The sequence below is a fragment of the Chloroflexota bacterium genome, from assembly GCA_016887485.1.
Classification (GTDB): Bacteria; Chloroflexota; Anaerolineae; order Anaerolineales; family Anaerolineaceae; genus Brevifilum.
Genome location: CP069394.1, coordinates 895,901 through 922,053 on the forward strand (window position 1 = coordinate 895,901; position 26,153 = coordinate 922,053).

A 26,153-nucleotide genomic window follows, 5' to 3' on the forward strand; every position below is an offset into this window, starting at 1 on the left:
CTATAAAATGAGTCAAATTATTTCAGTTTATTTGCTAATCCAATAGACAATCGTCAGAGTACCATTTTCTATTTGATATTCTTCAAAATCTCAACCGCACCCTGCGCCATTACCGCCACAGCATAGGGTAAACAAACCTCATCGATATTGAACCGCGGATGGTGGTGACCAAAGTCAAGCCCCTTTTCAGCGTTGGATGAACCAACCAGCATATAGAAGCCCGGCACATCCTGAGTCATATACGAAAAATCTTCTGATCCCATTGTCTGGTAAGCCTGGTCAATATCTGCATCAGGCTGGATAGTTTGAACAACGCCCGCCATCAAAGCAGCCAGCGTAGGATCATTTTCCACCGGATAGGTTACCCGAACAATCTCAATCTCCGTCTCACAGCCCATCGTTTGGCCTATACCTTCAACAATCTCCCGGAAGCGTTCTTCCACCAAGTCAAATATAGAGGTTTTAAAGGTCCTTATCGTCCCTTCAAAAACCGCATCCTGAGGGATCACGTTAAAGACAGTCCCTGAATGCAATGCGCCAACCGTCACCACGGCCGAATCAAGCGGATTGACGTTACGGGACACAATCGTCTGCAACGCCGTAACCATCTGTGCCGCTGCAACAATTGGATCAATGCTGAGGTGCGGGATAGCCCCATGACCGCCTTTTCCAATCACCTTTACATAGAAAGTGTGCGCCCCGGACATCAACGGACCGAATTTGAGACCATACCAACCTACCGGTTTCTCATTCCAGACATGCATCGCCAAGGCAGCATCAGGTTTCGGATTGGTGAGAACGCCTTCTTTCACCATCAATTCAGCCCCGCCATCGCCCTCTTCAGCCGGCTGGAATACAAACTTGACCGTTCCCGGCAGCGATTCCCGCATCCCCGCCAGGATCTTTGCCACCGTCAGGCCCACAGCGATGTGATTGTCATGTCCGCAGGCGTGCATCTTACCGGGGACTGTTGAAACAAAGTCAATATCGTTTTCTTCCTGAATCGGAAGAGCATCCATGTCAAAACGCAGCAAAACAACGGGTGATTTCTTAGTACCCTCTAGCAAGCCGACCACGCCAGTCTTGCCCACACCAGTGGTGACTTCCATCCCCAATTCCCGCAAGGTGTCAGCCACAATCCCTGCAGTCCGGATTTCTTCGAATCCAAGCTCCGGATGACGGTGAAAATCGCGCCGCATCGTCACGGTGTAGTCCTTAAGTTCTTTTGCCTTTGCAAAGAAGTCCATCGTCAGGCTCTCCTGAATTTAATCACACGGAAGGTCTCTTCCAATTTCATCTCACCGGTCTCAGCATCCGTAACCCGCTCCTGCATCCTTTTTTCAAAGGCTTGGGGGGCACCAATCTGAGTCGCGTGCTGTTTTAGCGCTTTCAGTTTCAGCGGCCAGAATTCTGTCACATCCAGGGTGACATCGGGCTGGCAGGTCAGGCTCATCCAGACCTCTTCGACCTCATGCGGTGAAAAGCCTTCCTCAACTAAATCCATAAAAAAGAAATGGTTACCCGCTGCAGGAAAGACGGCATCCACCACGACCTGCCCGGCATAGCGGTGATCGGGGTGGTTGATATATTGCGAACTGGGGAATAGGTTACTGGGGTCGCAGGTCACCAGGATTTGCGGGCGATAGCGCCGGATTTCACGCACGACCTTCTTGCGCATTTCCAGGTCGGGGACGATATAGCCATCCTCATAATCAAAGAAATCTACTGAGCTAACGCCCAATGTATCACAGGCAGCCTGTTGCTCCCTAATTCGAAGGTTCGCAATGTCTTTCGCCGTGAGGGTCACATCCTTGGCCCCCTTATCACCCTGGGTCAACAAGACATAGCGGACTGTATGGCCTGCTTTGATCCACCGCGCAATCGTGCCCCCGAGGAAAAACTCAGGGTCATCCGGATGCGCCAAAATAACCAGGATTTCTTTTGGGGAATCCCAACCTTCAGAAAATTCCATGACGTTCCAGTCCTCAATAACTGCCGCTATGTTTTCTTTTGATTGTTTGTGTTGTTATTCTTGCTGTTGTTATTATTCTTGTTGCTGTGATTGGACCGTCGGGAACGTCGTCCTCTTCGCCGATTTGAGCTGTGACCTTTTGAGCTTTTATGGTTACTGTTGTTGTCTGCCTTGCCCCGCTCAACCTTTTGGTCCTCAGGGCGGCTCAGAGATACTTCCTTGGGAGGTTCTTTCACTTCCAAAGGTGCGACTTCTTCACCATTTGCGATCTTCTCAGCCCGATCCAGCTCCTCTTTCGTGAACTGGCGGGGACCGATCTCCGGGATATCGACTATCACCGTCTGACGTAATGGCAGGATCTGGATCACGCGCCCCTCGCCCATCGGCGTGAGGATACGTTTCTTCCGCTTCGGTAGGGTCTTGATTGCCTCCACATACTGATCGTATTCATAGCCCAGACAGCAGCGCAACCGGCCGCACATCCCGGTGATTTCAGAGGGGGTCAGGGAAATATCCTGGGTCTTTGCCATGCGGATCGAAATTGAAGAGAAGTCCGTCAGGAATTTGGAGCAGCAGCGTTTTTCCTGACCGCAGGCCCCCATCCCTTGGATCACCTTGGCAGCGTCACGGGGACCAATCTGGCGAATTTCCAGATGGACTCCCTTGATCATCTTCTGAATGTCCTGATGCAAACGCTTGAGATTGTAATGCACAGAGTTTTCACTGTTGAGCGCCAGAAATAACTGGCTGCCATCCAGCGAATATTCAATGGTGATGATCTTCACACCACTCATATCGTTTTCGTTGAGGTGCTTCTCGATCTGCTCTCTGATCGCTTCTTCCTTGATCGCAAGAGCTTTCCGCTGCATCAGGTCCTTGGAAGTCGCTGGCCGCTCGACCGGCTTAAACGCGGTCAACTCCAGATCATCAACATTGAGGGCTACCTGAGTGGTGGTCGCCAACTGAGTACCCCGGCTGGTCCGCACGACGACAGGATCACCCGGTTTGATATCCGGATAATTGGACGCGTCGAAATAGTAATTCTTTCCAACAGCTTCGAATTTTACACCGATAATATTTGTTTGAGTCATAGGCAAATTATATCATGCTGATTTTTCAGCATGCGAGAGATCAATCGAGCACTTCCATGCTCATTCGGGCAGCCACGTTTTGCGCCAATGCCGTCAGCGCCATCCCACCGGCTGAGGTCGGGTCCACTGCCACAACAGGCTGGCCCTCATCCCCGCCCAGGCGGACGTTCTCATCAATCGGCAAATTTGCCAACAGAGGCGCACCGGCCATCCGGGCCAGTTGCTCGCCGCCGCCTTCACCGAAGATCTTACGCCGGCTGCCATCGGGCATTTCAAAGTAGCTCATATTTTCGACCACGCCCAAAACCGGCACTTCCATCTTCTTGAACATGGAAACGGCCCGGGCGGCATCATCAAAGGATACCTGCTGGGGCATGGTGACGATCACGCCACCGCTCAACGGTACGGTCTGCACAAGTGAGAGCTGCACATCACCGGTTCCAGGCGGCAGGTCCACGATCAGGTAGTCCAGATCGCCCCAGTCCACATCCATCAGAAACTGCTTGATGGCGGAATGGAGCATAGGTCCACGCCAGATCAGGGGCTGACCGGTGGTGACCATGAAACCGATTGACATCACCTTGACGCCGTATGCCATCGCAGGTTGAATCTTCATGCCCTTGGGGGTTGGCGGGAGTGCTTCCACGCCCATCATCGTGGGAACGTTGGGTCCGTAGATATCCGCATCCAGCAAGCCAACCTTGGCACCAGCTTCGGCCAGCGCCACGGCCAGGTTCACGGCGACGGTGGATTTGCCCACCCCGCCCTTACCGGAACCAACGGCGATAATATTCTTGATATCCAGATCAGTGATCTTCTTATCTTCCGGCACCTTGGCGCCCATCGTCACATTGACCGAGTCCACACCGTCCAGCGCCAGCACGGCACCTTCAGCGTCCTTTTGGATCTGGGTGCGCAGGGGGCATGCGGGTGTGGTCAGTTCCACGGTGAAAGCCACCGCCGAACCATCAACCTTGACATCCTTGATCATCCCCAAGCTAACCAGGTCCCGGTGCAATTCCGGATCCTGAACCTGACTGAGCGCAGCCAGGACATCTTTTTCGGTGATACCTGCCATGTTACCAACATCCTTTCAACTGAGTAAAAACCAACCCTGACATTGATACTGCCAAAATGCCCGCAGGTCAGGTGAGATTAGTTCGATTGCCTGTTCAATTTTACCCATTAATTGAAGAATTGACCATGATGCCGATCATCCACGCAATCATCGGAACCGTCGCCCAGCTCGTGATGACCTATACCGTGATCCCGATGAAATGGGCGCGCAAGCTCCCACCCCGCCGCATACGAGTGCTGATGCGCTTGGCGATGGTCCTTTGGGTGCTGACGATCTTAGGTGGGATCGGGTTGTATGTAGTTGCGTTTGTTATTTAGGTTAAATGATAATTAAAACCGTAGGGTGGGTCGCTGACCCACCCTTTTATGTTCACATTAATTGATACCCATGAATCACTTCTCGGGATTGCGTTTTACCCCTAAAAGAATCTTAAAATCATCTATTTCGGTGGTCTCATCCACCCTGGCCCACACCCACTTTCCATCATGGTATTGGTGGGTGTTATTTATCTGAGTCACCATCTTTTCAGATATTTTTTCTTTCAATCCTTCTATCATTTCCAATTCTTTTTTGCCAAACACCAGCAGTACAGTAAATGAGTGCCGCTCTGGGTGATAACTAATGATGGATTTACTTCCTTTGCGATAATTAATTCCCCAGCCATAATCTTTTCCCCCGAACCTGATGATGGTGGAAAGGTCATAGTGTGACTTTAAATAATTATGAATTTCATCCCATTTGCTAATAATATCGGAGTCACCCAAAAACAACCTGAGATCATCATATTCCGGAACAATCATTTTGTTGAACATTCGGGAGTGTTCTGGATATTTTTCCCTTAACGCCTTTAGTCTTTCGACATTTTCGTATGGCTTGATGAAATTCTTCCGATCGGATCGACTTAGGGTAAAAGGCACCTTCTCCACCCAATCCTCATAGCGAACCAGCCGGGTCTCGAGAATTTCGCAGGGATAATCATCGCATTGCGCGCAGTTTTCAATCCCCTTTGAGATCACGCAGGGACGCACCGGGCAGCCCTTATCCACCAAAATGGGGTCGGAGGAACAGGTCAGGCAGCCCTCACAATAAATCTCCTCAGGCTGCAAGTCAATCCCAAAAATCTTCTGCCAGCCTTCACTCAAAAGTTCTCGTTGATCGTTGACCTTTATGTTTTCAGCATAAGCAAGACAGAGATCGCACCGATACCCGCACCGGGTTAAGAGTTCTTTCGCCATGGCATCCCTCCCCAATACACAATTGAGAATTTAACAACCACTTTATTAAATTTTACACAATATTCCAGATATCAATCAAATCAATTCGAATTCGAAGGTCATTTGCCGGGCAGCGTACGGGACAAATACTATAAAATGTGGGCCCGCGACCCACTCTACTCACCTTACAATTAACAGTCCCGAACACCGTAGGTCACGCTTCCAGCGTGACAATCATATCAACTTTGTCACGTAGACGGCTGCGCCACCACACGTGACCTACGATATCAGTTCACTTTTTATTCTATCAAATTTGCTGAGTATCAACCACACCCATAACATAAAAAAGGGCGGGCTGTTGGCCCACCCTTCTGCATATTCTCAAATGTAGTTTCTTACTCCACCGTCACGCTCTTTGCCAAATTCCTCGGCTGATCCACATCCAATCCCAGCAGCGAGGCGATATGATAGGCAAAAAGCTGCAGCGGGATAATCGTGATCACCGGTGAGAGCAGCCAGGGCGTCCTCGGCACCCAGAGGATGTTCTCGGTCAGGTCCGGGATGCGCTCATCGCCATCCGTCGCCACTGCGATCACTGCCCCGCCGCGGGCCAGCGCCTGTTCGATCTGGCTGATCATCTTGTCATACCAGGGGTCATCCGCCACCAGCGCCACCACGGGCATATCCTGATCGATCAAGGCGATCGGGCCGTGTTTCATCTCACCCGCCGGGTAGCCCTCGGCGTGGATATACGAAATTTCTTTAAGTTTCAATGCGCCTTCATAGGAAATCGGCATATTGATGCCCCGCCCCAGGTAAAGCATGTGCTCCATGTTCATAAACTTGCGGGCCAGCTCCAACACCTGCGGCTCACGGTTCAGGCATTCACCCACCAGCGCAGGGACGCCCATCAGGTCATTGACCAGCTGGTAGCGCTCTCCGGCATCCAGTGTGCCGCGCAGGTCACCCAGATAGACCGCCAGCAGATAGAGGTCAATTAACGGCGCCGTGAAAGCCTTTGTCGAAGCCACGCCGATCTCAGGTCCGGTTTGCATCGAAATGCAGCCATCGGCAATCCGCATCGCCTGTGAGCCAATCGCATTCACGATCGACCACAGCATCGCGCCCTTCGAGCGGCCTTCTTCCATCGCCGCCAGAGTATCTGCCGTCTCGCCTGACTGGCTGATCGCCATCACCACGGTATCTTCATCGATCAGGGGGTCAGCATAGCGGAACTCGGAGGCAATCGCCACTTCCACTGGAATTCGGGCAATCCGTTCGATCAGGATCTTACCCACCATCCCGGCGTGAGCGGCCGTGCCGCAGGCGGTGATGATGATCCGCTTGATTTTCTTAGCTTTTTCGGCATCCAGGTTCAACTCGTGCAGGATGACCTTGCCCTCGTCAAAATCCACCCGGCCGGCAAGTGTGTCGGTCAGCGAGCGGACCTGTTCGTGAATTTCCTTCTGCATGAAGTGACGATATTCGCCCTTCTCTGCAGCCACCGGGTCCCAGGAGATGGTTTGCACCGGCAGATCCACCGGGTTACCGTCCAGGTCGGTCACTTCCACGGATTCCTTGGTGACAATCGCCATCTGATGCGATTCTAGGAACATCACCCGGCGGGTGTGTTCAAGGATCGCCGGCAGGTCAGATGCGACGAAGTTCTCGCCCTCGCCCAAACCGATCACCACACCGCCGGCATTCCCCATCCGAGCCGCCACGATCTTATCAGGTTCGCGGGAGGACATCACCACGATCCCATGCGCGCCCTTCAACTGACGCAGGGTCTGACGGACAGCTTCAACCAATGTCGTACCTGCAGCGTAGAATTTCTCCACCAGGTGCACGATGGTCTCTGAATCGGTATCGGAATGAAAAACGGTACCCTCGGCAGCCAGTTCTTCACGCAGCGTCAGGTAATTTTCCACAATCCCGTTATGCACCACCACGAACTCACCGGTACTGCCGATATGCGGGTGGGCGTTCCGGGCGTTGGGTTCGCCGTGGGTTGCCCAGCGGGTATGCCCAATGCCGATCTTGCCATGCAACGGCAGATCATGCACCAAAGCTTCCAGGTGGCTCAACTTCCCGGCATCACGCCGGATTTCGATATGGCCGTTATCCAACACAGCCACACCGGCCGAATCGTAGCCCCGATATTCGAGGCGTTTCAGTCCCTTCAAGATAATGGGGGTTGAATCCTGGTCTCCGATATAGCCAACAATGCCACACATAGGTTCTTATCTCCATGGTTGTTTGCGCGCCACGCGTCCAGAAATGGGGCCGCCATCACAGGGGCCTCTTGGGGCTTGGCACTCAGTTGTGTTCGGTATGGGAATCAACTACTCTTGTAGTGGGAGGCATCCGCCGATCTCTCGATTTTCCGACTGGCAGCGACCAGCCGTTAACCCCGGTTTGCACTGGGGAACCTCCTTCCTCGTCACCAACTTAATCTTCAAGCTGGCCAGGCGCTTCTTATTCCCATGTCAATGTTCTACGTTCACCTCAATTAAGGTGCCCCCCATTATACCTTAATCACCGGAATCGGTAAGGAAGTCGTGAAAGCCTGTTCCGCGTTCCGAGTCAGGGAAATAGGCTCGTTTCAGCCGTTCATAGCCTTCCTCGTCATCCACATCCAAGGCGTCACGCTCATCTGACCACTCCAGCCAGGCTACCTCAAACTGACTGAATACCGCCCTGCCACCCTGATCCCCCTGAATGGCCTCCAGAGCATCAAATGCTTCCCTGGCAAACAGCACTGGGTTCGCCCGTCTTCCAGAAATCCTTGGGGCTGCAATGGGCAGGAGGTTGGCATAATAGGCCTCCACCACCGATCGGATCAATGTCGGCGAAACCTGGGGCTGATCACTCATCAAAAAGACCGCCGCCTGACAGTCCTCCGGTAATGCCTGAACGCCCTTTTTCAGTGATGTCGATTGGCCTTTCTGCCAATCCGGATTATGCACAATAGTCACAGGTAATTCGGTCAGCGAAGCCCTCACCGCGTCGGATTCCGCCCCAGTGATCACGACCAGCGGTGTCAGGCCCGCATCTAAGGCGTTTTGGGCCACTTTGGCGATAAATGGTTGTCCCTGCCAGCCCAGCAACTGCTTGGGCCGTCCCAGGCGCTTGCTGCCACCTGCTGCCAGGATCACGCCTGCAACCTTCGAGTGAACACTAAAAACCGTCCCATCTTTACCTGGCTGTTGCAAAGAACCAATCACCACCTGTGAATAACAATCCCTCAATTCACTGGCGATCCGTCCAGCTTGGGACTGCAATTTGGGTGTATCTGCCTGATTTAGAAATAAGGTCCGCTTGGCTTTGGGTGGGATGCCTTTCAAGCCACCCTCCACACTCCTCAGCGTCCTAATCAGCGCTTCACTGGTAATTCGGTAGCCCAGTTTAAAGCCGCTTATCGCGGCAAAACGTTCCGGCCGGTGAACGGTGGTCTCATCCAGTGGCTGGCCCAAACCACCTAACCCAGCCACCACAATCACCTGATCCACCCACTCAGGAACGGCTGGTTCGTGACCTGCGGGGGCTTTCAGGTTCCTCTGACGGGCCCCATCCGCTTCGATCAACAAGGTTATCCTGTTTTTCCGACAATAATCGCTGAGCGTCTCCAATTGGCGCGGTTCCAGTGCCACCAGCCTGTCATCCGAACTGACTGGGCCTGTCACAAGGAGCGAATGGGTGTTTTCAATGAAATCTTGAGATAAATCCTCGCCAGGTTGGAGGATAAGATGTCTTTCCACCAATGGGGATTGCCAGGCACCCAAATGGGTTGTGGTCGTCAGGATCACCGGGCCCGGATAGCACTCTGCCAGGGCAAACATCAGGCTGGTTTTCCCGCCCGCACCGGTTAATGCGATGCACTCACCTTGCCGGAGTCTAAATACCCTTTGGAGGTCCAAACCGGATTATCCTTCCCAGAGCTGCTGCCGAATCTTCGGTCGCGTTAACAATGCTTCCAACACACCGCCGCCAATTGACAGCGATTTCTCCGAAGCATACCAGCAGCGAAAGATCTCTGGCCGCGGATCCACATCCCCCACCTTCATACCCTCCCGCACCTGCACGCCATTGTGAATCAAACCACGTACGACGCCATCAAAGGGCGCAACTTCCGCCTGACCGTTCACCAACAAGAGCGGATCGCCTTTCTTGACGGTATGCCCAATCGGCACCAAGGTCTCCACAATGCCAGTTGCCGGGGCATGTAGCACCCGTTCAGCAGCATATTCCTGCACTTTGCCAGGAATGCCGGTATCCGGTTCCGGGCTGCCTTCCCAATAGACCCGGCCGAGGAAGTGCCCGCGGTTGGTCTCCACTGCGGCGTGGCAGTTCTTGCCAACGGTGAAGCCCGGACCCAGGCCGATCACCATATCGGCGATGGAAAGATCAATCTCAGTGGCTTTCTTGCGCATCCGCGCATCCACCACCGCAACAGGATAAAATTTGTTCAGCAGGTTCAAGTCCGGGTCAATAATCACCGGAATTTCCTCGTTTTGCCAGCAGGCCCCCATCTGGTCAGCAGATTGGATCAACCGACCGGTCACTTCTTCAATGGTGGCATCACCATCATAAACCGCCTGGGCAAAAGCCACCGAACGGCGGACAGCCAATGGTTGCGAGCGTTCCACAACGACCACATGGATCCCAGAACGATGTAACCGGAGAGCGACACCGCTGGCCAGGTCACCCCCACCCCAGACCAGGACAAAGGGGATCATTTTATCTTCCCCAATTTCCGCAGGACTCGCTCTGGGGTCAGCGGGAATTCATCAAACCAGACGCCGGTCGCATCGTGCATGGCCGCCATAATAGCTGGTGCCAGCGGCAAATAGGGCATTTCTGACATACCCCGAGCACCATAAGGTCCATTGGGTTCAGCAAATTCAAGAATCACAGATTCCACTTCGTCAGGAATATCCAGCACCGTGGGAATCAGGTAATTGGAGAGCATGTTGGTTAAAACCTTGCCATCCTTTTGGATGAAGTTCTCCAAGATGGAATAACCGGCGGCCTGGATTAGCGCACCTTCAATTTGCCCTTCCACCTGCATGGGATTGATCGCCTTGCCGACGTCATCCGCACAGAGGATCTTTAACAAGTGAATTTCACCTGTCTCCGTATCCACTTCCAATTCAACATTCTCCGCCACATAACCGTAGGACACGTTCGGATAGCACTCGCCTGTCTCTTTATTAAATGGTTGAGTAGGCGGCGCTAAATATTTATATTCAACCGTTAGAGGCCGTTCATCCGTTTCCTGCCATTTCTTCAATGCCAATTTGGCAGCGCCAAGTACGGAGTTCCCACCCATGAAAGTCATCCGAGAAGCTGAGGAGCTTCCAGAATTCCCTGATGAGCTGGTATCTGAGGCAATTAGTTCAACTTTCTCAAGTGGTAAATTCAATTCTTCCGCAACAATTTGGCGGAAAATGGAATGAGCACCTTGACCAACATCCGCGCCGGCGTGATGCAGGACGGCTTTTTCTATTTCTTTGTCACCATAAAGGTCAATGATAGCTGCGCTGTTTTCTTGATAACCAAATGAAAATCCGACATTCTTAAAGCTGCAGGCAATTCCGCGTCCCCGTTTGATAACACCATCTCCGGGTATTGGCCCTGGCGCTTGCCAGCCCTTGTCCGTCTCAGTCCACCCGGATCGCTCTGCACAGACAGCCATGACCGGTTTAATTGTGACGCCCTTAGGTGGTTTTGTATTGACGGATAGGATCGAGTCATCATCGATCAAATTTCGCATCCGCAATTCAACCGGATCCATATTGAGGGCTTCCGCCAGGCGATTCATCTGCATTTCTGCTTCAAAGGCACCCTGAGGGCCGCCAAATCCACGGAAAGCGCCACCGGGTACATTATTGGTATAAACAGACCGAGAATCGACATGAACGTTAGGAATCTCGTAAGGCCCGGAGCATACGATAGTCGCATTACCCTGAACCTTGTTGGTCGTATACATATAGGCGCCGCCATCGGCCAGGATATCGACTTTTGCTGCGAGGACCTTACCTTCCTTCGTCGCACCCCATTTCGCCTTCAGTTTATAAGCATGGCGTTTATGGTGCCCAATGATCGATTCTTCCCGCGTCCAGATGATCTTAACCGGTCGATCAATTCCTCGTTCATGCAACCGCATCGTAGCCAAACCCAGAATGATCTGCACAGACATATCCTCACGGCCGCCAAAAGCGCCGCCGATCGCGGGATAGATCACCCGAATTTTTTCTTCAGGCAGTGTGAGTGAATGCGCAATTTGCTCCTGATCCTCATGGGTCCATTGACCAGCGACAACCACAGTGATCCGGCCTTCCTCGTCAATATAGGAAATACCGGCTTCAGGTTGAAGATAAGCATGTTCCTGCATCGGGGTATGATATTCCCCCTCTACAATCACATCGCATTTCGTAAAAGCCTCTTCCACATCGCCGTGCCGAATTTTGTAATGTAACATCAGATTGGTTCCCTTTTCAGGGTGTACCAGGATCTCATCAGTTATCGACGCTTCTGTTTCCGTCACCAGTGGGAGGTCTTCATAATCCACTTTGATTTTCTTCCGGGCCGCCTCAGCAATTTCATTGCTTTCAGCTACAACCAAAGCAACCTGATCACCCACAAACCGGACATGATCCGCGAATGGTATCGAGGATCCCGGTCCACAGAGCACAGGTTGATCGGAGATGCCCAAGCCATATTCATTCACCGGGACATCCTTGGCCGTGAAGACAGCGATAACACCTCCCATGGCCTCCGCTGCTGAAGTGTCAATCGATTTGACAATCGCGTGTGGGCGCTCGGCAAAGAGCACCTTCATATATACCTGGTCGGGCATATTGAAATCACCGGGATAGAGCGCGGCGCCGGTGGCTTTGTCTTTTACATCAAATCGTATAACAGATTTTCCGACTGTCGCCATTTTTAGCTCCTAAGCCTGCTTCGATTGAGTCTTGCTTGCGACCTCAATCGCTTCAATGATCTTGTAATATCCTGTGCAGCGGCAAAGATTGCCCGTGATTGCCTGTCTGATCTCGGCCTGCGAGGGGGTTTCCTTTTCTTCCAGCAGTTTGGTTGCGGACATGATGAAACCCGGGGTGCAGAAACCGCATTGGATCGCACCATGCTCCACAAAGGCATTCTGCATGACGCTCAATTCGCCACCTTCCTGCAAGCCTTCAATCGTCACAATCTCAGCGCCGTGCGCACGGGGAGCGGGCACGAGACAGCTCATCACGGCCCGGCCGTCGAGGAACACCGTGCATGCGCCGCATTCCCCTTCGGCGCAGCCTTCCTTTGTGCCGGTCAATCCGGCGTCTTCCCGGATCAGGTTCAACAAGGTCTTATTAAAACCACTCTTGAAATGATATTCCTTGCCATTGATCCAGGTATGGATTTCCTTGCCATCCCAGGGCACCTTCGGTTTCTGGGCAAACATCCCATCCCCCATCAGGAGCACCGGTTCATCAGGTACAAGCTCCTTATCCCCGCCGTTCATAATCGCTGTCAGGGCACGTTTGGCAATCACGCCAATCATGTAATCCCGATATTCCGCAGAGCCGCGGATATCCGAGATCGGTTGAGCAGCCTGTGCTGTCAGAGTGCCGGCTTCTTCAATCACATCCTCGCCTAAGGCTTTACCCATCAGGAAGGCTTCTGCTTTCTCAGCGTTGATAATGGTGGGAGCGGCGGCGCCCAGGGTGATTCGGGCATCCAATACCTGCCAGCCATCCAGATCCAGAATGACGGTGACATTGATCACCGAGATGGCCTGGGCTTTTCGCAGGGCTGATTTGATAAAGAAGGAAGGTTGACTATCCGTCAATCCCTTGAAAGCAATATCGGTAATAATCTCATCCGGCGCCATCACCGTTCGCCGCACACCGGTATAGAATTCCGATAGCGGCACAACCCGCTCTCCCCGCAGAGAGCGTAGGGTCAATTTGGCGTCCAAAGCCATCAGCGGGCTGATCGTATCATTGGCGGGTGAAGCGGTCGCCAGGTTTCCGGCTACCGTCCCACGATTGCGGATTTGGGGAGAACCAACTTCCCAACATGCCTGCAGCAGGGCAAAAGCCTTTTCATGGATCAAGGGTGAGCCGACCACATGATTATGGGTGACTGTCGGGCCAAGATGGATGGTTCCATCCAGATCTTCCGTGATGCTATCCAGGCCTGGTATCTTGGATATGTCAATAATCGTTTTGAGGTTCGGCCGGACACCGCGTTCGATCTCCAGGATCAAATCTGTGCCCCCGGCGATGATCCGGGCGGAGTCACCCGCCTGTGCTAAGGCCGCAACTGCCTCATCGAGTGTTTCTGCCATGATATAGTTTTGCCACATACGACTTCTCTCCTTAGGCCTTACGAAAATGTCGTTTGCCTTCGTTTCGAATGGCGGTAATTTCCGCCATAATACTGACTGCTATTTCGTCCGGGGTCTCTGCGTTGATTTCCAGCCCAATCGGTGAATGTACTCGGTCAATCTGCTCCTGGGGGATCCCGGCTTCCAGCAACTTCTCCTGGCAGTGAGCCCAGCGTCGCTTTGAGCCAATCAAGCCGATATAGGGAGCGGAGGTCTCAAACAGAGGCGGCAGACCCATCAGGTCCACTTCCACGCCCCGAGTCACCAACACAAAGAAGGTCTGTGGCCCAATGGTTACCCTTCCCGGAACCTCTTCAATTGGAATCGGCAGATACTCATCAGCCTCAGGGACCGCTTCCGGTGTACAGAGTTCAACCCGGTCGTCACTGAGGACGACGCGATATCCCAACCATGAGGCCAAATGGACCACTGCCCGGCCAACATGCCCGCCGCCGATGACCACCACGGTTGGCGCGCTCAGAAAGGGCTCGACGAAAATCGTCACCGTCCCTCCACATAGTCCCGGATCGCCTTTTTCAACGTTAATTAAATTATATTTTAAAAAACGAGTTCGTCCATCCTTGATCGCACCGAGTGCTTCCTGATGAGCGAGTTTTTCCGTCTCCCCGCCGCCCACCGTGCCTTCAAAGCGGCCGTCAGGGAAGACAAGCATCTTCGCTCCGGCATGGCGCGGGACTGAACCTGTGGTATTGACCACCGTACACAGCGCCACAGGTTGCCCGGCATGCACCGCTTCATTCAAGTGATCCAATAATGACATCTTAGTCCTCAAGTAAGCTAAATACCACCGGCAGGAGCTGTTTCTTTCGGGAGACCACACCCGTTGCCAGGCGGGTTCCATCGGAAAGCGGACGGTACGGCAATTCTTCCAAAACTGCAGGTGCATCCACCATTAACAGACGGCTGTCACCCTGCACCACATCGGTCACCATCAGCATGGCGAAATCCAGGCTCCGGCGTTCACGCAATTCCTGCAGGGCGTTCCTCAGTGGCTCCAGATAGTCGTTCAGCTCATAAAGATCGGAAACTTCTGCCTGCGCAATCGCAAAGCGGGTGCTGGCGGCCTCATACTGCTTCATATCCGTTGAGACCACATCTTTCGGGTCCCGGCTGGAAAGCCCAGCCCCGGCAGCGAGTACCTTCTCACCGAAACTATGGATTGTCTCCCCTTCCAAAGGCCCACCATATACCAGAGCCCAGCGGCCCAAACGTTCAGCAGCCTGATGGTCCCGTTCTGTGGTAGTCGGAGAGGTCATTACCAGCGTATCCGATAACAGCCCGGCCAGCATCAATCCAGCCAGCTCAGGCGGGGCACTCAACCCTGCGTCTTCAATTAATTCCGACACCAGCGTGGAGGTACTTCCCACCACATCCACTGTGAAACGGATCGGTTCATGCGTGGTAGGGTTACCCAGCCGGTGGTGATCAAGGATTTCGACCAATTCGGCCTCGTCCAGGGAGCCCAATGCCTGCTGAGGTTCATTATGATCCACCAAAATGATCTTCAAGCGCGGCGGATCGAGCAAGTCCCGTTGACGACAAATGCCCAAATAGCGTTTGTTGTCATCCAATACCCAAAATTCATCCACTTCGTCGCGCAGCAATCGCCGGATCACGTCCCTAATGCGGGTCGTAGCGGTATAGCGAGCAATATCCGTCTCAGCAGATTCCTTGCAAGGGATTTCCAGCAGTTCTGCCAGGGTCATCTCCTTATAGCGGGGATGTGGACCCATATGGCGGCTGAGGAAATTAAAAAGTGATTGACCGGTGATCAGCCCATAGGGCGTCCCATCTGGGTTTACCACAGGGGCAATTCCTCCGGTCCGGTTCAATATCGCCCAGGCTTCACTCAATGGCCGGTCGGGTGTGACCGTGTCTAATCTATGCATCACCGAATCAAAACGGGGAGAAGCATCATTGAAAAGTACAGGGGGTTCAAGGTTCACTTCGTGTAGAACCCAGGCAGTTTGCCTGTTGATCGCCCCTGACCGAGCTGGAACTGCGTTCGCCCCATCCCTTTCCTGCAGCAACCAGGCATAGCCCATCGCCGAGGCAATCGCATCGGTATCAGGGTTGACATGACCAATGACAAAAATGCGGTTTGAATCCCGCAAATTTGCCATACTGTGAATACTCGCCATTAAGTCTTCAGACCTCTTCCTATAAAGGTAAACCTTTTAAGTTCCGCCAAATCCGTTCTGGAATGGCAGGAATGGTGTTCAACGCAACCCCACAAGCATCCAAAATGGCATTCCCTACTGCAGGCGCAACCCCGTCCAATGGGATCTCCGCCACAGCTTTAGCGCCATAGGGATGCGAGGGTTCATAAGTCTCAACAAAGATCGTGGTCAGCTCCGGCATCTCGTCGGCCCGGAAGATATGATAATCCACGAAATCCTTCTCACGGGGCTGACCGTCTTTATCATAGCGCATTTCTTCACTGACCGCATACCCCAAAGCCTGGGCCATGCCCCCTTCAATCTGCCCCGAGGCCGTCACAGGGTTGATAATCACACCCGAATCTACAGCCATGACTAATTTATCAACCGTGACCATTCCGCTTTCGACATCCACGGTCACTTCGGCGAATTGCGCTGCAAATGGTGGTGGTGCCACCGGGGACATGTGTGAAGCAACGCCCATGATCTGTTCCTGATCGGTCTGGTGTAATGAATTCAGGCCAATTTCCTTCATGGTATAGAACTCACCGGAGGGCGCAATAGCCTTGCGGTCTTCCAGGATGATCTCATCCGGGGATACGGTCTTACCTTCCTCGGCGAACATCATGGATGCCCGCACCCGAATTCGTTCCGCCACGATCTCAGCGGCTTTCACCGTCGCAGTTCCGGAAATATAAGTCGTACTGGAAGCATAAGCACCTTTGTCAAAGGGGGTGAAATCGGTGTCGGAAGAATACACCACAAAATCCTCCACCGGAACACCGAGTGTCTCTGCGGCCATCTGTGCCAGGACCGTATCGGAGCCAGTACCGAGGTCCGTGGCACCTACCAACAGGTTAAACGATCCGTCGTCATTCATCTTGATGCTTGCCCCGCCCATATCCAAATAGGGAATAGCGGTGCCCTGCATCACCATTGCCACACCAATCCCCTTACGCAGATGCTTTTGGCCAGGGACGATATGCCACTGCTGATTATTAAATTTATGATCCCAACCTATCGCCATGCGGCCCTGTTCAACACAATCCTCCAGGCCAATAGTGTAGATCGTCTCAGGCTTCGGTTCGCGACCCTCGCTCCAGGCCTTGCTGAAGGGATGGATCTCACCGGAGCGCAATGCATTCTTCAAGCGGAATTCAATCGGGTCCATACCTAATTCTCGGGCAATGTTCTCCATATGCCGCTCCACCGGCCAGAATCCCTGCGGGACACCGTAACCTCGGTAAGCGCCGGAGGGCACTGTGTTGGTATAAACCACATCCGAATAGAAGCGAATGTTAGGATCTTTACGATATTCACCATCTCCCACATAAATCGCCATCGCCTTATGACCGGTATTGCCGGCCACAGTCAGCGCATGGCAGCCATAGGCACCGGTATCACTCAGGCAGTACATCTCATTCGCCGTGATCGTGCCGTCATTCTTGAGGCCGGTTTTTAGGTGAATGCGCATTGGGTGCCGGGTCCGTGCGCCAATGAATTCCTCTTCCCGGGTCATTTCATAGAGCACCGGTTTGCCCGTGGCAATCGTGAGGTGTGCAGCGACATCCTCCACCAGCACTTCCTGCTTGCCGCCAAAACCGCCGCCAATCCGGGGTTTGATCACTCGAATGCGCTTGATCGGCAAGTCCAACACCGGAGCAATCTGCCGCCGGACATGGAAGGGCACCTGGGTGCTGGTCTTGATCACCAGGCGGTCATCCTCATCCCAATAGGTCATCACGACATGGGGTTCGATATGAGCCTGCTGGACCTTGGGGACATCATAATCCCCTTCAATGATCCGATCCGCTTCGGCGAAGCCTTTTTCGACATCGCCAATATCAATTCGGATTTCCGCCGCGATATTGCGGGAAGGATCCGATTCGTCAAAATTCACATATTCCGGTTCATCATGGATAACCGGTGCACCCTTATCCATCGCTTTGCTGGGATCCAACAAAGGTTCCAGCACTTCATATTCAACATCAATCAAATCCAAGGCAGCTTCAGCAATGGCAACCGATTCGGCGGCCACAAAAGCCACCCGGTCACCCACGAAGCGCACCTTATGATCCAGCGAGAAGGAATCCAGCGGCCCGGGGATCGGGTGGGACTGTCCTGCTGTGGAATAGGCTACTCGTGGGAGGTCTTTCCAGGTAAGTACCGCAGCGACACCCGGCAGGGCTTCCGCCCGGGAGGTGTCGATATTTTTGATCTCAGCGTGGGCATGAGGGCTGCGCAGCACTTTGGCATAGAGCAGGTCGCGCATCTCATAGTCAGCCACAAAGGCTGGTTTCCCCTGTACCAGTTTGACCGCGTCCACTTTGGTCTCTGCATGGCCCACAGTCTTCATCTCTGAATGCGGGTCAACAATCTTCAATTGTGGCAGGATCTTGGTTTCGGTCAAGGTGCCTTTACCATTGGTCACAGGCACGCCGCCGTCAACAGGTCCTTCTGACGGCTTCAAAGCCTCAGTGACATCAATCGGCCCATTGACCGGCATGACTTCTTCGCCGCGTAAAATTGCAGCGGCCCGTAAAACTGCCTGCACGGGCTTGATGTAACCGGTGCAGCGGCACAGGACGCCCGAAAGAGCGTCCCGGACCTGGTCCTCGTCCGGATTGGGGTCACGATTCAAAAGGGCCTTAGCTGTCAGCACCATCGCCGGCGTACAGTAACCGCACTGGATCGCGCCAACTTCTACAAAAGCCTGTTGGATCACACTCAACCCATCGGTTTTCTTCCAGCCGTGATCGGGATGGGCACCCTCAGCTTCCACAGTTTGAATTTTATGACCTTCAGCTTGAGCCGTCAGCATCGTGCAGCTGTTGACCGACCTGCCATCAAAAAGGATTGTACAGGCGCCGCATTCACCATGCTCACAGCCGCCGCTTTTAATACTGAAGAAACCTAGTTTACGCAGGGTATCTAATAATCGTTCATTGGGATCAACCCGCAGAGGGAATTCTTGTCCATTGATCGTCAGTGTAACGTTCATTTCAGGCCTCGCTTTCCTTGAGCGCATCAATCCGATCCAGGCATCTTAATGCCAGCCGGGAGGCGACTTCCCGCCGGTAGACAGCAGTCGCCCATTGGTCTTCTGCCTCAAAATACGCATCTCGGGCGGCGACATCTACACCTCGGTCTTCCGGTCCGTCCATGGCCACAATCGGTGCGGCCCCATAGCCGCCTAAAACCACTCGTGTCCTGCCCGAGCCCCATTGGGCGGCAGCAACAATCAGGGTTGGCCGGTCTTTAGGTGAACGGGCCACATACTCGAACACGACATGCGGCCGCAGCCACCATTCGACCTCCGTCATCAGCACACCGGGCTTTTCCTCGTCCCGCATCGGCAGCCAGTTCCCCATCCGTACCCGGTTGCCGTCCGGCTCCCAGGTCAGCGTGGCGTCCAATGCCAATAAAACTGTGGAGAGAGCTGACCGGGCATCACTGCTCATCAGCCACCCGCCGATGGTTGCCATATTGCGGATATTCAGGGAAGAATCCAGCAAAATCGCGGCTTTAATCGCCTCGTGAACATCAGGATGTTCCACCAATTGCACCAACTGGACCATCGCGCCAGCCGCAATCCGCTGTCCGCGCGTTTCAACCTGATCTAAACCGGTACCCTGCAGATCAACCACACCAGGGATATCCCCCTGATGGCGGCTCAAATAAGTGCCACCCCCAAGTGGCTTCAGGTTAGAGCCTTCATCTTTCAATAATTGAACGGCCTCTGCAACCGAACCAGGCCGGAAATATTCTTTTATCATCAGTCCTCCTTATCAGGATAAACGCGCCAGCCCATCTCCTCCAGATCCACATCCGTTAATTGGCTTTCAGGGATATCTACCAACACCAATTCCGCCTCGGTCAAGATTTCTCCATCGCCATTGCGAATCTCCGCATGGGCTTTAGCAACCTTGCCTTTTCGCTCTCCTGCAACGCCAATGGCGACCAAAGGCGTCTCAGAAAGCACAGGTTTCCGATAGCGGACATTGAGTTGCGCCGTGACCATAAAGTGATTTGGATTTTCCATCAAAGCCCGTCCACCGGTCTCATCCAAAATGGCAGCTAAAATACCGCCATGGACCACACCAGTGTAACCTTCATATTGGGCAGGGATGTTGATCTCTGTCTGAACCAGGCCGGGTTCGATAAAGTGGAAATCCAATTTCAAACCAACTGGATTTTCCTGGCCACAAATGAAACAATTCGATGAGCCTGGTTGTTTTTTATGCATCGCTATTTTGTTGCAAAAGTATCGATCAGGACTTTAACGTTCCCACCCACCGGGTAGAGCACCGGGCAGGTTGCGCCGTTATCAATATATTCCTGCACTTTGGCACGAGCCTCATCAGGCGTACCCGAAGCAGTGATCTTATGGATCAGCTCATCTGGCACCAAATGCTTGGCCTTTGCAATCTGTTCGTGGGTGGCAGGCCAGCCAAGGATCGATTGGATCTCGTGAACGATGTCCATCGAAACGCCTGAGGCTTTGGCGATATGGGGCTGCTGGGCCAGATATTGGGTCAGAAGTTCACGGGTGGTGTCCCGCGCTTTATCGCCATCCTCATCCACCGAGCAGACCACGAGCTGCGGGCGGTCCAGTTCTTCCAGTGTCCGGCCGGATTCCTTGAGACCAGCCTTGAGTTTATTGATAGCAACCTCATTGTAAGCAGGCGGCACGCAGTAATTCAGCAGCGCGCCGTCAGCGATCTTGCCGGTTAGTTCAAGCATCTTGGGGCCGGTAGCGCCTATGTAGATCGGTACGTTCCGAGGCTCGCGGCGTCCGTGAACCACATCCAACTCGATGCCGTTGACATGCACAAATTCACCATCAAAAGTCACCCGTTCCATATTGAGCAGGCGGCGCATGGTCAACACGGTCTCTTCCATAGCTTTCAGGGGGTTCTTGCGATGAATGCCGACATTGCCAGCCAGCGGGTCCCACCAGGCGCCGATCCCACAAATGATCCGGTCAGGGGCGAGGTCATCCAGAGTGAGATAAGTCGCTGCCAGGAGGCCGATATTTCGGGTCCAGTTGTTGATCACGCCGGAGCCAATTTTCAGCTTATCCGTGACAGCTGCATAGGCCGCCATCGGGACAATTGCGTCCCGGACCAGACGACTTTCTGCTTGCCAAACGGCCTCAAACCCGCGCTCCTCTGCGTATTTGACGTAATCCAGGCCATCCCGAAGATCATGGGCGTCTTGCAAATATAAGGCAACTCTCTCAATCATGGCTTCTTCCTTTTCTAGAGGTGAGGTTTAAATTTCTATAAAAACCGGGATCGCCTTGGCGGAATTTAGCAAAGCATAATCTTCCGGTAGGTCCAAGTCTAAAGCGATACGTTCATTCTCCACAATCACCACCTGAGCCTTTTTTTCTTTGGCCAATTCAATATGGCGGTCAAACGATTCTTTTCCATAGGAGAAAGTCAACAGGTCAGCAGGTGTAGTAAATAATAAATTCGTGCCCTGACGCCGCCGATCGGGAGCAAGGACAATACAGGGTGGTTCTGTGCGTGCATCCAGAAAGGCCTTCACGTCATCGGGAGTCATCAATGGTAAATCCGCCGGAACGATCAGCACACCTTCTGTGGAAAAGTTCTTGGAAAATAAAGTCGCCCTTCTTAGGGCGGCGTTCAGTTCCGGTGTGCCGTTTTCTGTCACAGTGCGCACTTGCAGATCTCGGGCTTCGGTGAGGACATCGGAATCACGACTCACCACCAGGATATCGGTGATGGCATCTACTTCTTTTAAGATTTCAATTGTATGGACAAATAACTGGTGGTTAAGGTTCGTTCGTTCATCTTCGGATAAAATTTCAGAAAGTCGGGATTTTCCCCGGCGGAGAGGTTTAACTGGAACGATTGCCCAAAGGCTCATATGGTCATTGGCTCCTATTGATGACCGACGCGCCAAATGCCAAGACTTCTTTGGCCAGGCGTGAACGGTCTGATCTATCCTTCATTATAATATCAGTTACTAAAGGAATTATACGCCAACGCCGTATTTTTTCCAATTCAGCCGCATCTATTGTGTCAAAAACAAAACCCGTTAGGAAATCACGGTAATGATCCGCCACAGCAGAAGCCGAAGGGTCAAATCCCAACTCTGTATACATTTTCGCAGCCGGTCCCTTCAAAGCCTTACCGCCAATGATCGGCGAAACGGCTATCACACGCTTTTCCGTAATAAGGTCCAAATAGCCTGGCACTGCCAGGATCGGTGCGATACTCACCCAGGGATTGGATGGCGCTAGGATAACCAGATCAGCAGCCTCAATCGCGGCCATTGCTGCTGGCACCGGTTGAGAAATATCCGCCCCGACAAACTCAAAACCGGTCACTTCCGGTTGGCAGGCCTGGTGGACAAAGTATTCCTGAAACCCCAGGGATTCACCGGTCTTGGTTTTCACAATGGTCCTGACCGGATCATCGCTCATCGGATAAACCGGATGGGTCACCCCCCACTTCATGCAAAGCTCGTGAGTGATCTCTGAAAGTCGCCTGCCCTGTTTCAGGGCTTCCGTGCGATAAAAATGGGTTGCCAGGTCCTTATCCCCCAGATGGAACCAGGCCAAACCGCCCAATGCTTCTAAAGTATCGAAGGTCGTCCAGGCCTCATCTTGCAATCCCCAGCCCGTCTTTGGATTTGCCAAATCAGCCAGTGTGTAACAGACCGTATCCAGGTCAGGGCTGATCTGCAGGCCCAGATATTCAAAATCATCACCCGTATTGACGATTACACTCAGCGATTCTGGCCCAAGCAGCTGTGCAAAGCCATCCACCAGCTTTGCGCCGCCAACCCCACCCGCTAAGGCAACTACCTTCATGCTTCACTTCCTTCGGATGTAAGGTCAAATACGGACAATGTCTCTCCTGTACTCTGATTTTCAGATTTGACGACCCAAATGGTGTTCACAGTGGTGACCAGATCAAACGGCTCGTTTCCAATGGATTGAATGGCGCAAGGCAAATTTTTCAAGGTAAGGTCACGCAAGGCAAGTGAAATATGAGGAATCCACTCATCCGGCGAATAAAACTCATTTAAGCCCTTCCCATAGGGCATCAGTTGATCCCAAAGTTTTTGATGAAGGCGCATTAATTGAGGTGATTTCACCACCGGCAGGTAGAGTACCGGATCCTCACCATCAAAGAAGCCCAATCCTGAGGTATGCACATCAAAGGCTGCAGTTTCCTGAGTGATGACTTCAATAATTGGCTCACAGCGTTCAACTTCCAGCATTTCCGCTGAAAACCAGGTGAAATGAGGGTTGGGATAATTAAAGATCCCTTCCAGGCCGCAATTTTGGTTTAACTGCCGCCAAAGACGCATCACCTGTACTGTGGCCGGTTCACTCAGTTCACTAATCAGCGCAAACATGCCATTTCACCTGAACATATCCAGATCTTTGGGCCGGATCAATTCCTGCAGGCCCCCTTCCCTTAGGGGATAAGGGAAACCGCGCACATGCACGACCGGTGTCCCCTCTGCGGCCTGGCCCATCATCAATGAAGCTGCTGCCGCCAACTCATCGGCTGCACCAATCAGGGTTGCCTTTAAATGATAATCATAGAGATCCGCTTCACCCCGCATATCCACCAACCCGGGGATGCCGGAAAGGCCAATTGTCACCCCGACGGTGCCATTTCGCCAGGCACGGCCATGTGAGTCAATGATCTGCACACCCAACTGGCAGCCACATTCAGCTTCCAATGTTTTGCGGATTTTCTCAGCGGAGAGATCAGGGTTTTCCGGCAGGAGCAGCACCCAATCTTCCGGTTCCCCCCAGGATCCTTCCACATTGGAATGGTCAATGCCGGCATTGGCGCTGACAAAGCCTAATTTATGCTCCACAATGATCAGATTCTCTCGGGTGCGCAGCACTTCATTGCTCTCAGATAGGATCAATTCCAGCAAACGAGGATCCTTTCCCGTAATTTCAGCATAACGCAGCGCCTCAGCGCCAGGCTTCACCAGGGTGAGGTTCTTCATCCGTCCTTCGGCCTTGGAGACGATCTTCTGCGCCAAAACCAGGATATCCCCATCCTCCAGCTTGATCTGCTGCACATTTAGCGAATTCAGGATCATCCGCGCGAGGTCGTCGGCGGGCTGCACCATTGGGATGGATTGTAATGGGGTAAGCGTCAGGGGCATTCTATTCCTGCTCGGATATCCCGGTGATCCGGATGCCGGAGGCTTTGACCTTGTGCTGAATGTTCAAACCGATCAGCACGGATGTCATCCCTTCAACCACAACGGCATTCTCAATCGGACCGGCATCCCAGCCCTTAAGGCCAGTATCTGCCACCAAACCAAGGACGACCGTGCGCGCGGCCTTGGATTTCCCGCAGACCAGCACATCACAGTCCACGTCCTCATCCTTGTTCATTAACCGTTCATAGGAAATATTCTGGAAAGCATCCACAACCCGGCAATTCTCACCGAGGATTTCCTGGGCTTCCTGGGCCACGGACCCAGCGGGCGGCATCTGGACCTTGGTCACCTTGGGCGGCACGATCGGAACAACGACATCAACCACAATCTTGCCATCCAGCAGATCCTTCAAGCCCTCCAGGGTTGGACGATGAGCGGAATAGGGTACCGTGACCACGGCGATATCACAGGCAGCCACAGCTTCCGGGTTTTCCATACCTTCCAGTTCGCCGCCGCCCTCTTCCAGGAGCGCTTTCAGTTCATCCACTGCGCGTTGGGCCTTTTCGGCCTGGCGTGAGCCAATGATCACATGATGTCCGGCCTGCACCCAGCGGTAAGCCAGGCCTTTGCCTTCTTTGCCCGTCCCGCCGATGATACCGATTGTATACGTTTCTTTATTTTCAGTCATTCTCATATCCTAATTCTTGGTTGCGATCTCTTCAAATCGCTGCCAGGTCTGAACGGCGTTTTCCATCGCCTTTTGGGCAATTTCCGCCTCATTCAGGGTGAGTAGCTTCTTCTGATACATCAACGGCGTTCCAGCCACGATGGTCGCTGTGACCATGCTCTCCTGGAAACCAAAGAGGATATGCCAGGGCAAGTTACCAGATGTCAGCGGCGTGAAGGGATGATAGTCAACAAAGATCAGGTCGGCAGCGGCGCCTTCCTTGATCCATCCCACCCGCAAGCCGTCAAAGACCTCGGTCACAAGCTCGCTGTTGTTTTCAACAGCCATCTTCATCACGGTGTAGCCATTCATCTGCTGCGGGTTGAAATGCGCCATCTTGGGCAGTAAGTAGGCTTCTTTCCATTCCTGCCACATTGTGTTGGAAAATCCGTCATTTCCCATGCCCACACGGACGCCGGCTTCCAGCATCTCTTCCACTGGGGCAACACCGACCGCATTGTTCATATTAGAACGGGGTTGATGGGTCAGCCAGGCAGCAGATTCTGCCAAATGGGCGATTTCGCGGCTGTCCAAATGAACCCCATGCGCCAAAATCGATTTTGGCTGGAGGATACCGAATTCATCCAACCGGAAGATCACCCGTTTGCCGGATTTTTCCAGGCTGTCCACTTGGTCAGCCAAACCCTCAGCCGCATGGATATGAAAGCCAATGTCCTCAGGACAAAGGTCTCGGGAGCGATTCAGGGTCTCAGCCGAAAGAGTCAGGCTGGCGTGCAGGCCAAAATGAGCCCGCAAATTGGCATCTGCCGGGTTGTGTTTGGCAATCCGTTTGATGAAGCGGAGGTTTTCCTGCATACCCTGTTCGGCCTTATCCATCCCATCGCGATCCGTCACTTCGTAACACAGCGAAGCCCTGATCCCGGATTGATTGACCGCATCGGCAACGATATCCAATGACCCTTCAATGGCATTAGGTGAAGCATGATGATCGATTAGGGTCGTCGTGCCATGTTTAATGGCATCCACCAAACAGACCAGAGTGGAATATTTGATTCCATCCTCATCCAAAGCTTTATCTAAATTCCACCAGAGTTTCTTCAGGATCTGGACGAAGTTTTTCGGCGGGTCGCCAGGGATGGCCAGCCCACGGGAGAATGCGCCATAGAAATGGGTGTGCGCACAGATATTTCCCGGCATGACATATTGCCCTTCGGCATCCAATTGTTCTTCATCTGGATAAAGTTGAGTGAGTTCGTCCTGGGGGGCAATCTTTTCAATGATCCCCTCACGCACCAAAATCCCTGTTCCTTCAGGCAATATCTGGTTCTCAGGACCCCAAGTGATGATCTTACCGTTAATGATCAGCATACTT

23 protein-coding genes are annotated in these 26,153 nt (G+C 53.0%); 1 reads left to right on the forward strand and 22 read right to left on the reverse strand.

Annotated features, from left to right (window positions below; translation table 11 throughout):
* Positions 1-68: 68 nt before the first annotated feature.
* From JR338_04110 to JR338_04125, 4 genes are read right to left on the reverse strand one after another with little or no spacing between them, the layout of a single operon-like run.
* Entirely contained in the window at positions 69-1,247 is a 1,179-nt protein-coding gene (locus tag JR338_04110; GenBank protein ID QRN83938.1) for an amidohydrolase, read from the reverse strand.
* A 2-nt stretch (positions 1,248-1,249) separates the two neighbouring features.
* Positions 1,250-1,972 (reverse strand): PIG-L family deacetylase, encoded by a 723-nt coding sequence (locus JR338_04115; GenBank protein ID QRN83939.1) that lies wholly within the window; start codon positions 1,970-1,972, stop codon positions 1,250-1,252.
* A gap of 26 nt (positions 1,973-1,998) precedes the next feature.
* Positions 1,999-3,063, reverse strand: coding sequence for a hypothetical protein (locus tag JR338_04120; protein QRN83940.1), 1,065 nt, complete (start codon positions 3,061-3,063; stop codon positions 1,999-2,001).
* A gap of 40 nt (positions 3,064-3,103) precedes the next feature.
* Positions 3,104-4,141 carry an Mrp/NBP35 family ATP-binding protein gene (locus JR338_04125; protein QRN83941.1) on the reverse strand — a complete coding sequence of 346 codons (1,038 nt, stop codon included), beginning with the start codon at positions 4,139-4,141 and terminating at the stop codon, positions 3,104-3,106.
* A gap of 86 nt (positions 4,142-4,227) precedes the next feature.
* Here JR338_04125 and JR338_04130 point away from each other — a divergent pair, with 86 nt between their 5' ends.
* Positions 4,228-4,458: a hypothetical protein gene (locus JR338_04130; protein ID QRN83942.1), complete on the forward strand. Its 231-nt coding sequence runs from the start codon at positions 4,228-4,230 to the stop codon at positions 4,456-4,458.
* A gap of 75 nt (positions 4,459-4,533) precedes the next feature.
* Here JR338_04130 and JR338_04135 read toward each other — a convergent pair whose 3' ends face one another.
* The 18 genes from JR338_04135 to ssnA form a co-directional block, all read right to left on the reverse strand.
* Complete coding sequence (locus JR338_04135) at positions 4,534-5,376, reverse strand: DUF3788 family protein (protein QRN83943.1); 843 nt, start codon at positions 5,374-5,376, stop codon at positions 4,534-4,536.
* A 374-nt stretch (positions 5,377-5,750) separates the two neighbouring features.
* A complete protein-coding gene (gene glmS / locus JR338_04140) occupies positions 5,751-7,592 on the reverse strand; it encodes a glutamine--fructose-6-phosphate transaminase (isomerizing) (GenBank protein QRN83944.1) in 1,842 nt (613 codons plus the stop codon).
* Between the two features lie 297 nt (positions 7,593-7,889).
* Positions 7,890-9,275: a putative selenium-dependent hydroxylase accessory protein YqeC gene (gene yqeC, locus JR338_04145; protein QRN83945.1), complete on the reverse strand. Its 1,386-nt coding sequence runs from the start codon at positions 9,273-9,275 to the stop codon at positions 7,890-7,892.
* Between the two features lie 6 nt (positions 9,276-9,281).
* Positions 9,282-10,094, reverse strand: a complete 813-nt coding sequence (locus tag JR338_04150; GenBank protein ID QRN83946.1) for an EF2563 family selenium-dependent molybdenum hydroxylase system protein — start codon at positions 10,092-10,094, stop codon at positions 9,282-9,284.
* A complete protein-coding gene (locus tag JR338_04155; protein ID QRN83947.1) occupies positions 10,091-12,301 on the reverse strand; it encodes a xanthine dehydrogenase family protein molybdopterin-binding subunit in 2,211 nt (736 codons plus the stop codon). The genes JR338_04150 and JR338_04155 overlap by 4 nt, the downstream gene beginning before the upstream one ends.
* A gap of 9 nt (positions 12,302-12,310) precedes the next feature.
* The gene (locus JR338_04160; GenBank protein QRN83948.1) at positions 12,311-13,723 is read right to left on the reverse strand and encodes an FAD binding domain-containing protein; all 1,413 of its coding nucleotides are present in this window, start codon (positions 13,721-13,723) and stop codon (positions 12,311-12,313) included.
* A gap of 13 nt (positions 13,724-13,736) precedes the next feature.
* The gene (locus JR338_04165) at positions 13,737-14,525 is read right to left on the reverse strand and encodes an XdhC family protein (GenBank protein ID QRN83949.1); all 789 of its coding nucleotides are present in this window, start codon (positions 14,523-14,525) and stop codon (positions 13,737-13,739) included.
* A gap of 1 nt (position 14,526) precedes the next feature.
* The gene (locus tag JR338_04170; GenBank protein ID QRN83950.1) at positions 14,527-15,888 is read right to left on the reverse strand and encodes a DHH family phosphoesterase; all 1,362 of its coding nucleotides are present in this window, start codon (positions 15,886-15,888) and stop codon (positions 14,527-14,529) included.
* 37 nt (positions 15,889-15,925) lie between these two features.
* Positions 15,926-18,925, reverse strand: coding sequence for a molybdopterin-dependent oxidoreductase (locus tag JR338_04175; protein ID QRN83951.1), 3,000 nt, complete (start codon positions 18,923-18,925; stop codon positions 15,926-15,928).
* A 1-nt stretch (position 18,926) separates the two neighbouring features.
* Positions 18,927-19,700, reverse strand: coding sequence for an FAD binding domain-containing protein (locus JR338_04180; protein ID QRN83952.1), 774 nt, complete (start codon positions 19,698-19,700; stop codon positions 18,927-18,929).
* Positions 19,700-20,107 (reverse strand): PaaI family thioesterase, encoded by a 408-nt coding sequence (locus JR338_04185; GenBank protein QRN83953.1) that lies wholly within the window; start codon positions 20,105-20,107, stop codon positions 19,700-19,702. The genes JR338_04180 and JR338_04185 overlap by 1 nt, the downstream gene beginning before the upstream one ends.
* 65 nt (positions 20,108-20,172) lie before the next feature.
* Complete coding sequence (locus tag JR338_04190; GenBank protein ID QRN83954.1) at positions 20,173-21,171, reverse strand: LLM class flavin-dependent oxidoreductase; 999 nt, start codon at positions 21,169-21,171, stop codon at positions 20,173-20,175.
* 27 nt (positions 21,172-21,198) lie between these two features.
* Entirely contained in the window at positions 21,199-21,819 is a 621-nt protein-coding gene (gene cofC, locus JR338_04195; GenBank protein ID QRN83955.1) for a 2-phospho-L-lactate guanylyltransferase, read from the reverse strand.
* 4 nt (positions 21,820-21,823) lie between these two features.
* Positions 21,824-22,768, reverse strand: coding sequence for a 2-phospho-L-lactate transferase (locus JR338_04200; protein QRN83956.1), 945 nt, complete (start codon positions 22,766-22,768; stop codon positions 21,824-21,826).
* Entirely contained in the window at positions 22,765-23,319 is a 555-nt protein-coding gene (locus tag JR338_04205; GenBank protein QRN83957.1) for a 2'-5' RNA ligase family protein, read from the reverse strand. The genes JR338_04200 and JR338_04205 overlap by 4 nt, the downstream gene beginning before the upstream one ends.
* A 6-nt stretch (positions 23,320-23,325) precedes the next feature.
* Positions 23,326-24,093 carry a coenzyme F420-0:L-glutamate ligase gene (gene cofE / locus JR338_04210; GenBank protein QRN83958.1) on the reverse strand — a complete coding sequence of 256 codons (768 nt, stop codon included), beginning with the start codon at positions 24,091-24,093 and terminating at the stop codon, positions 23,326-23,328.
* Between the two features lies 1 nt (position 24,094).
* Positions 24,095-24,781 carry an NADPH-dependent F420 reductase gene (npdG, locus tag JR338_04215; protein QRN83959.1) on the reverse strand — a complete coding sequence of 229 codons (687 nt, stop codon included), beginning with the start codon at positions 24,779-24,781 and terminating at the stop codon, positions 24,095-24,097.
* Between the two features lie 9 nt (positions 24,782-24,790).
* Positions 24,791-26,149, reverse strand: coding sequence for a putative aminohydrolase SsnA (gene ssnA, locus JR338_04220; protein ID QRN83960.1), 1,359 nt, complete (start codon positions 26,147-26,149; stop codon positions 24,791-24,793).
* Positions 26,150-26,153: the final 4 nt, after the last annotated feature.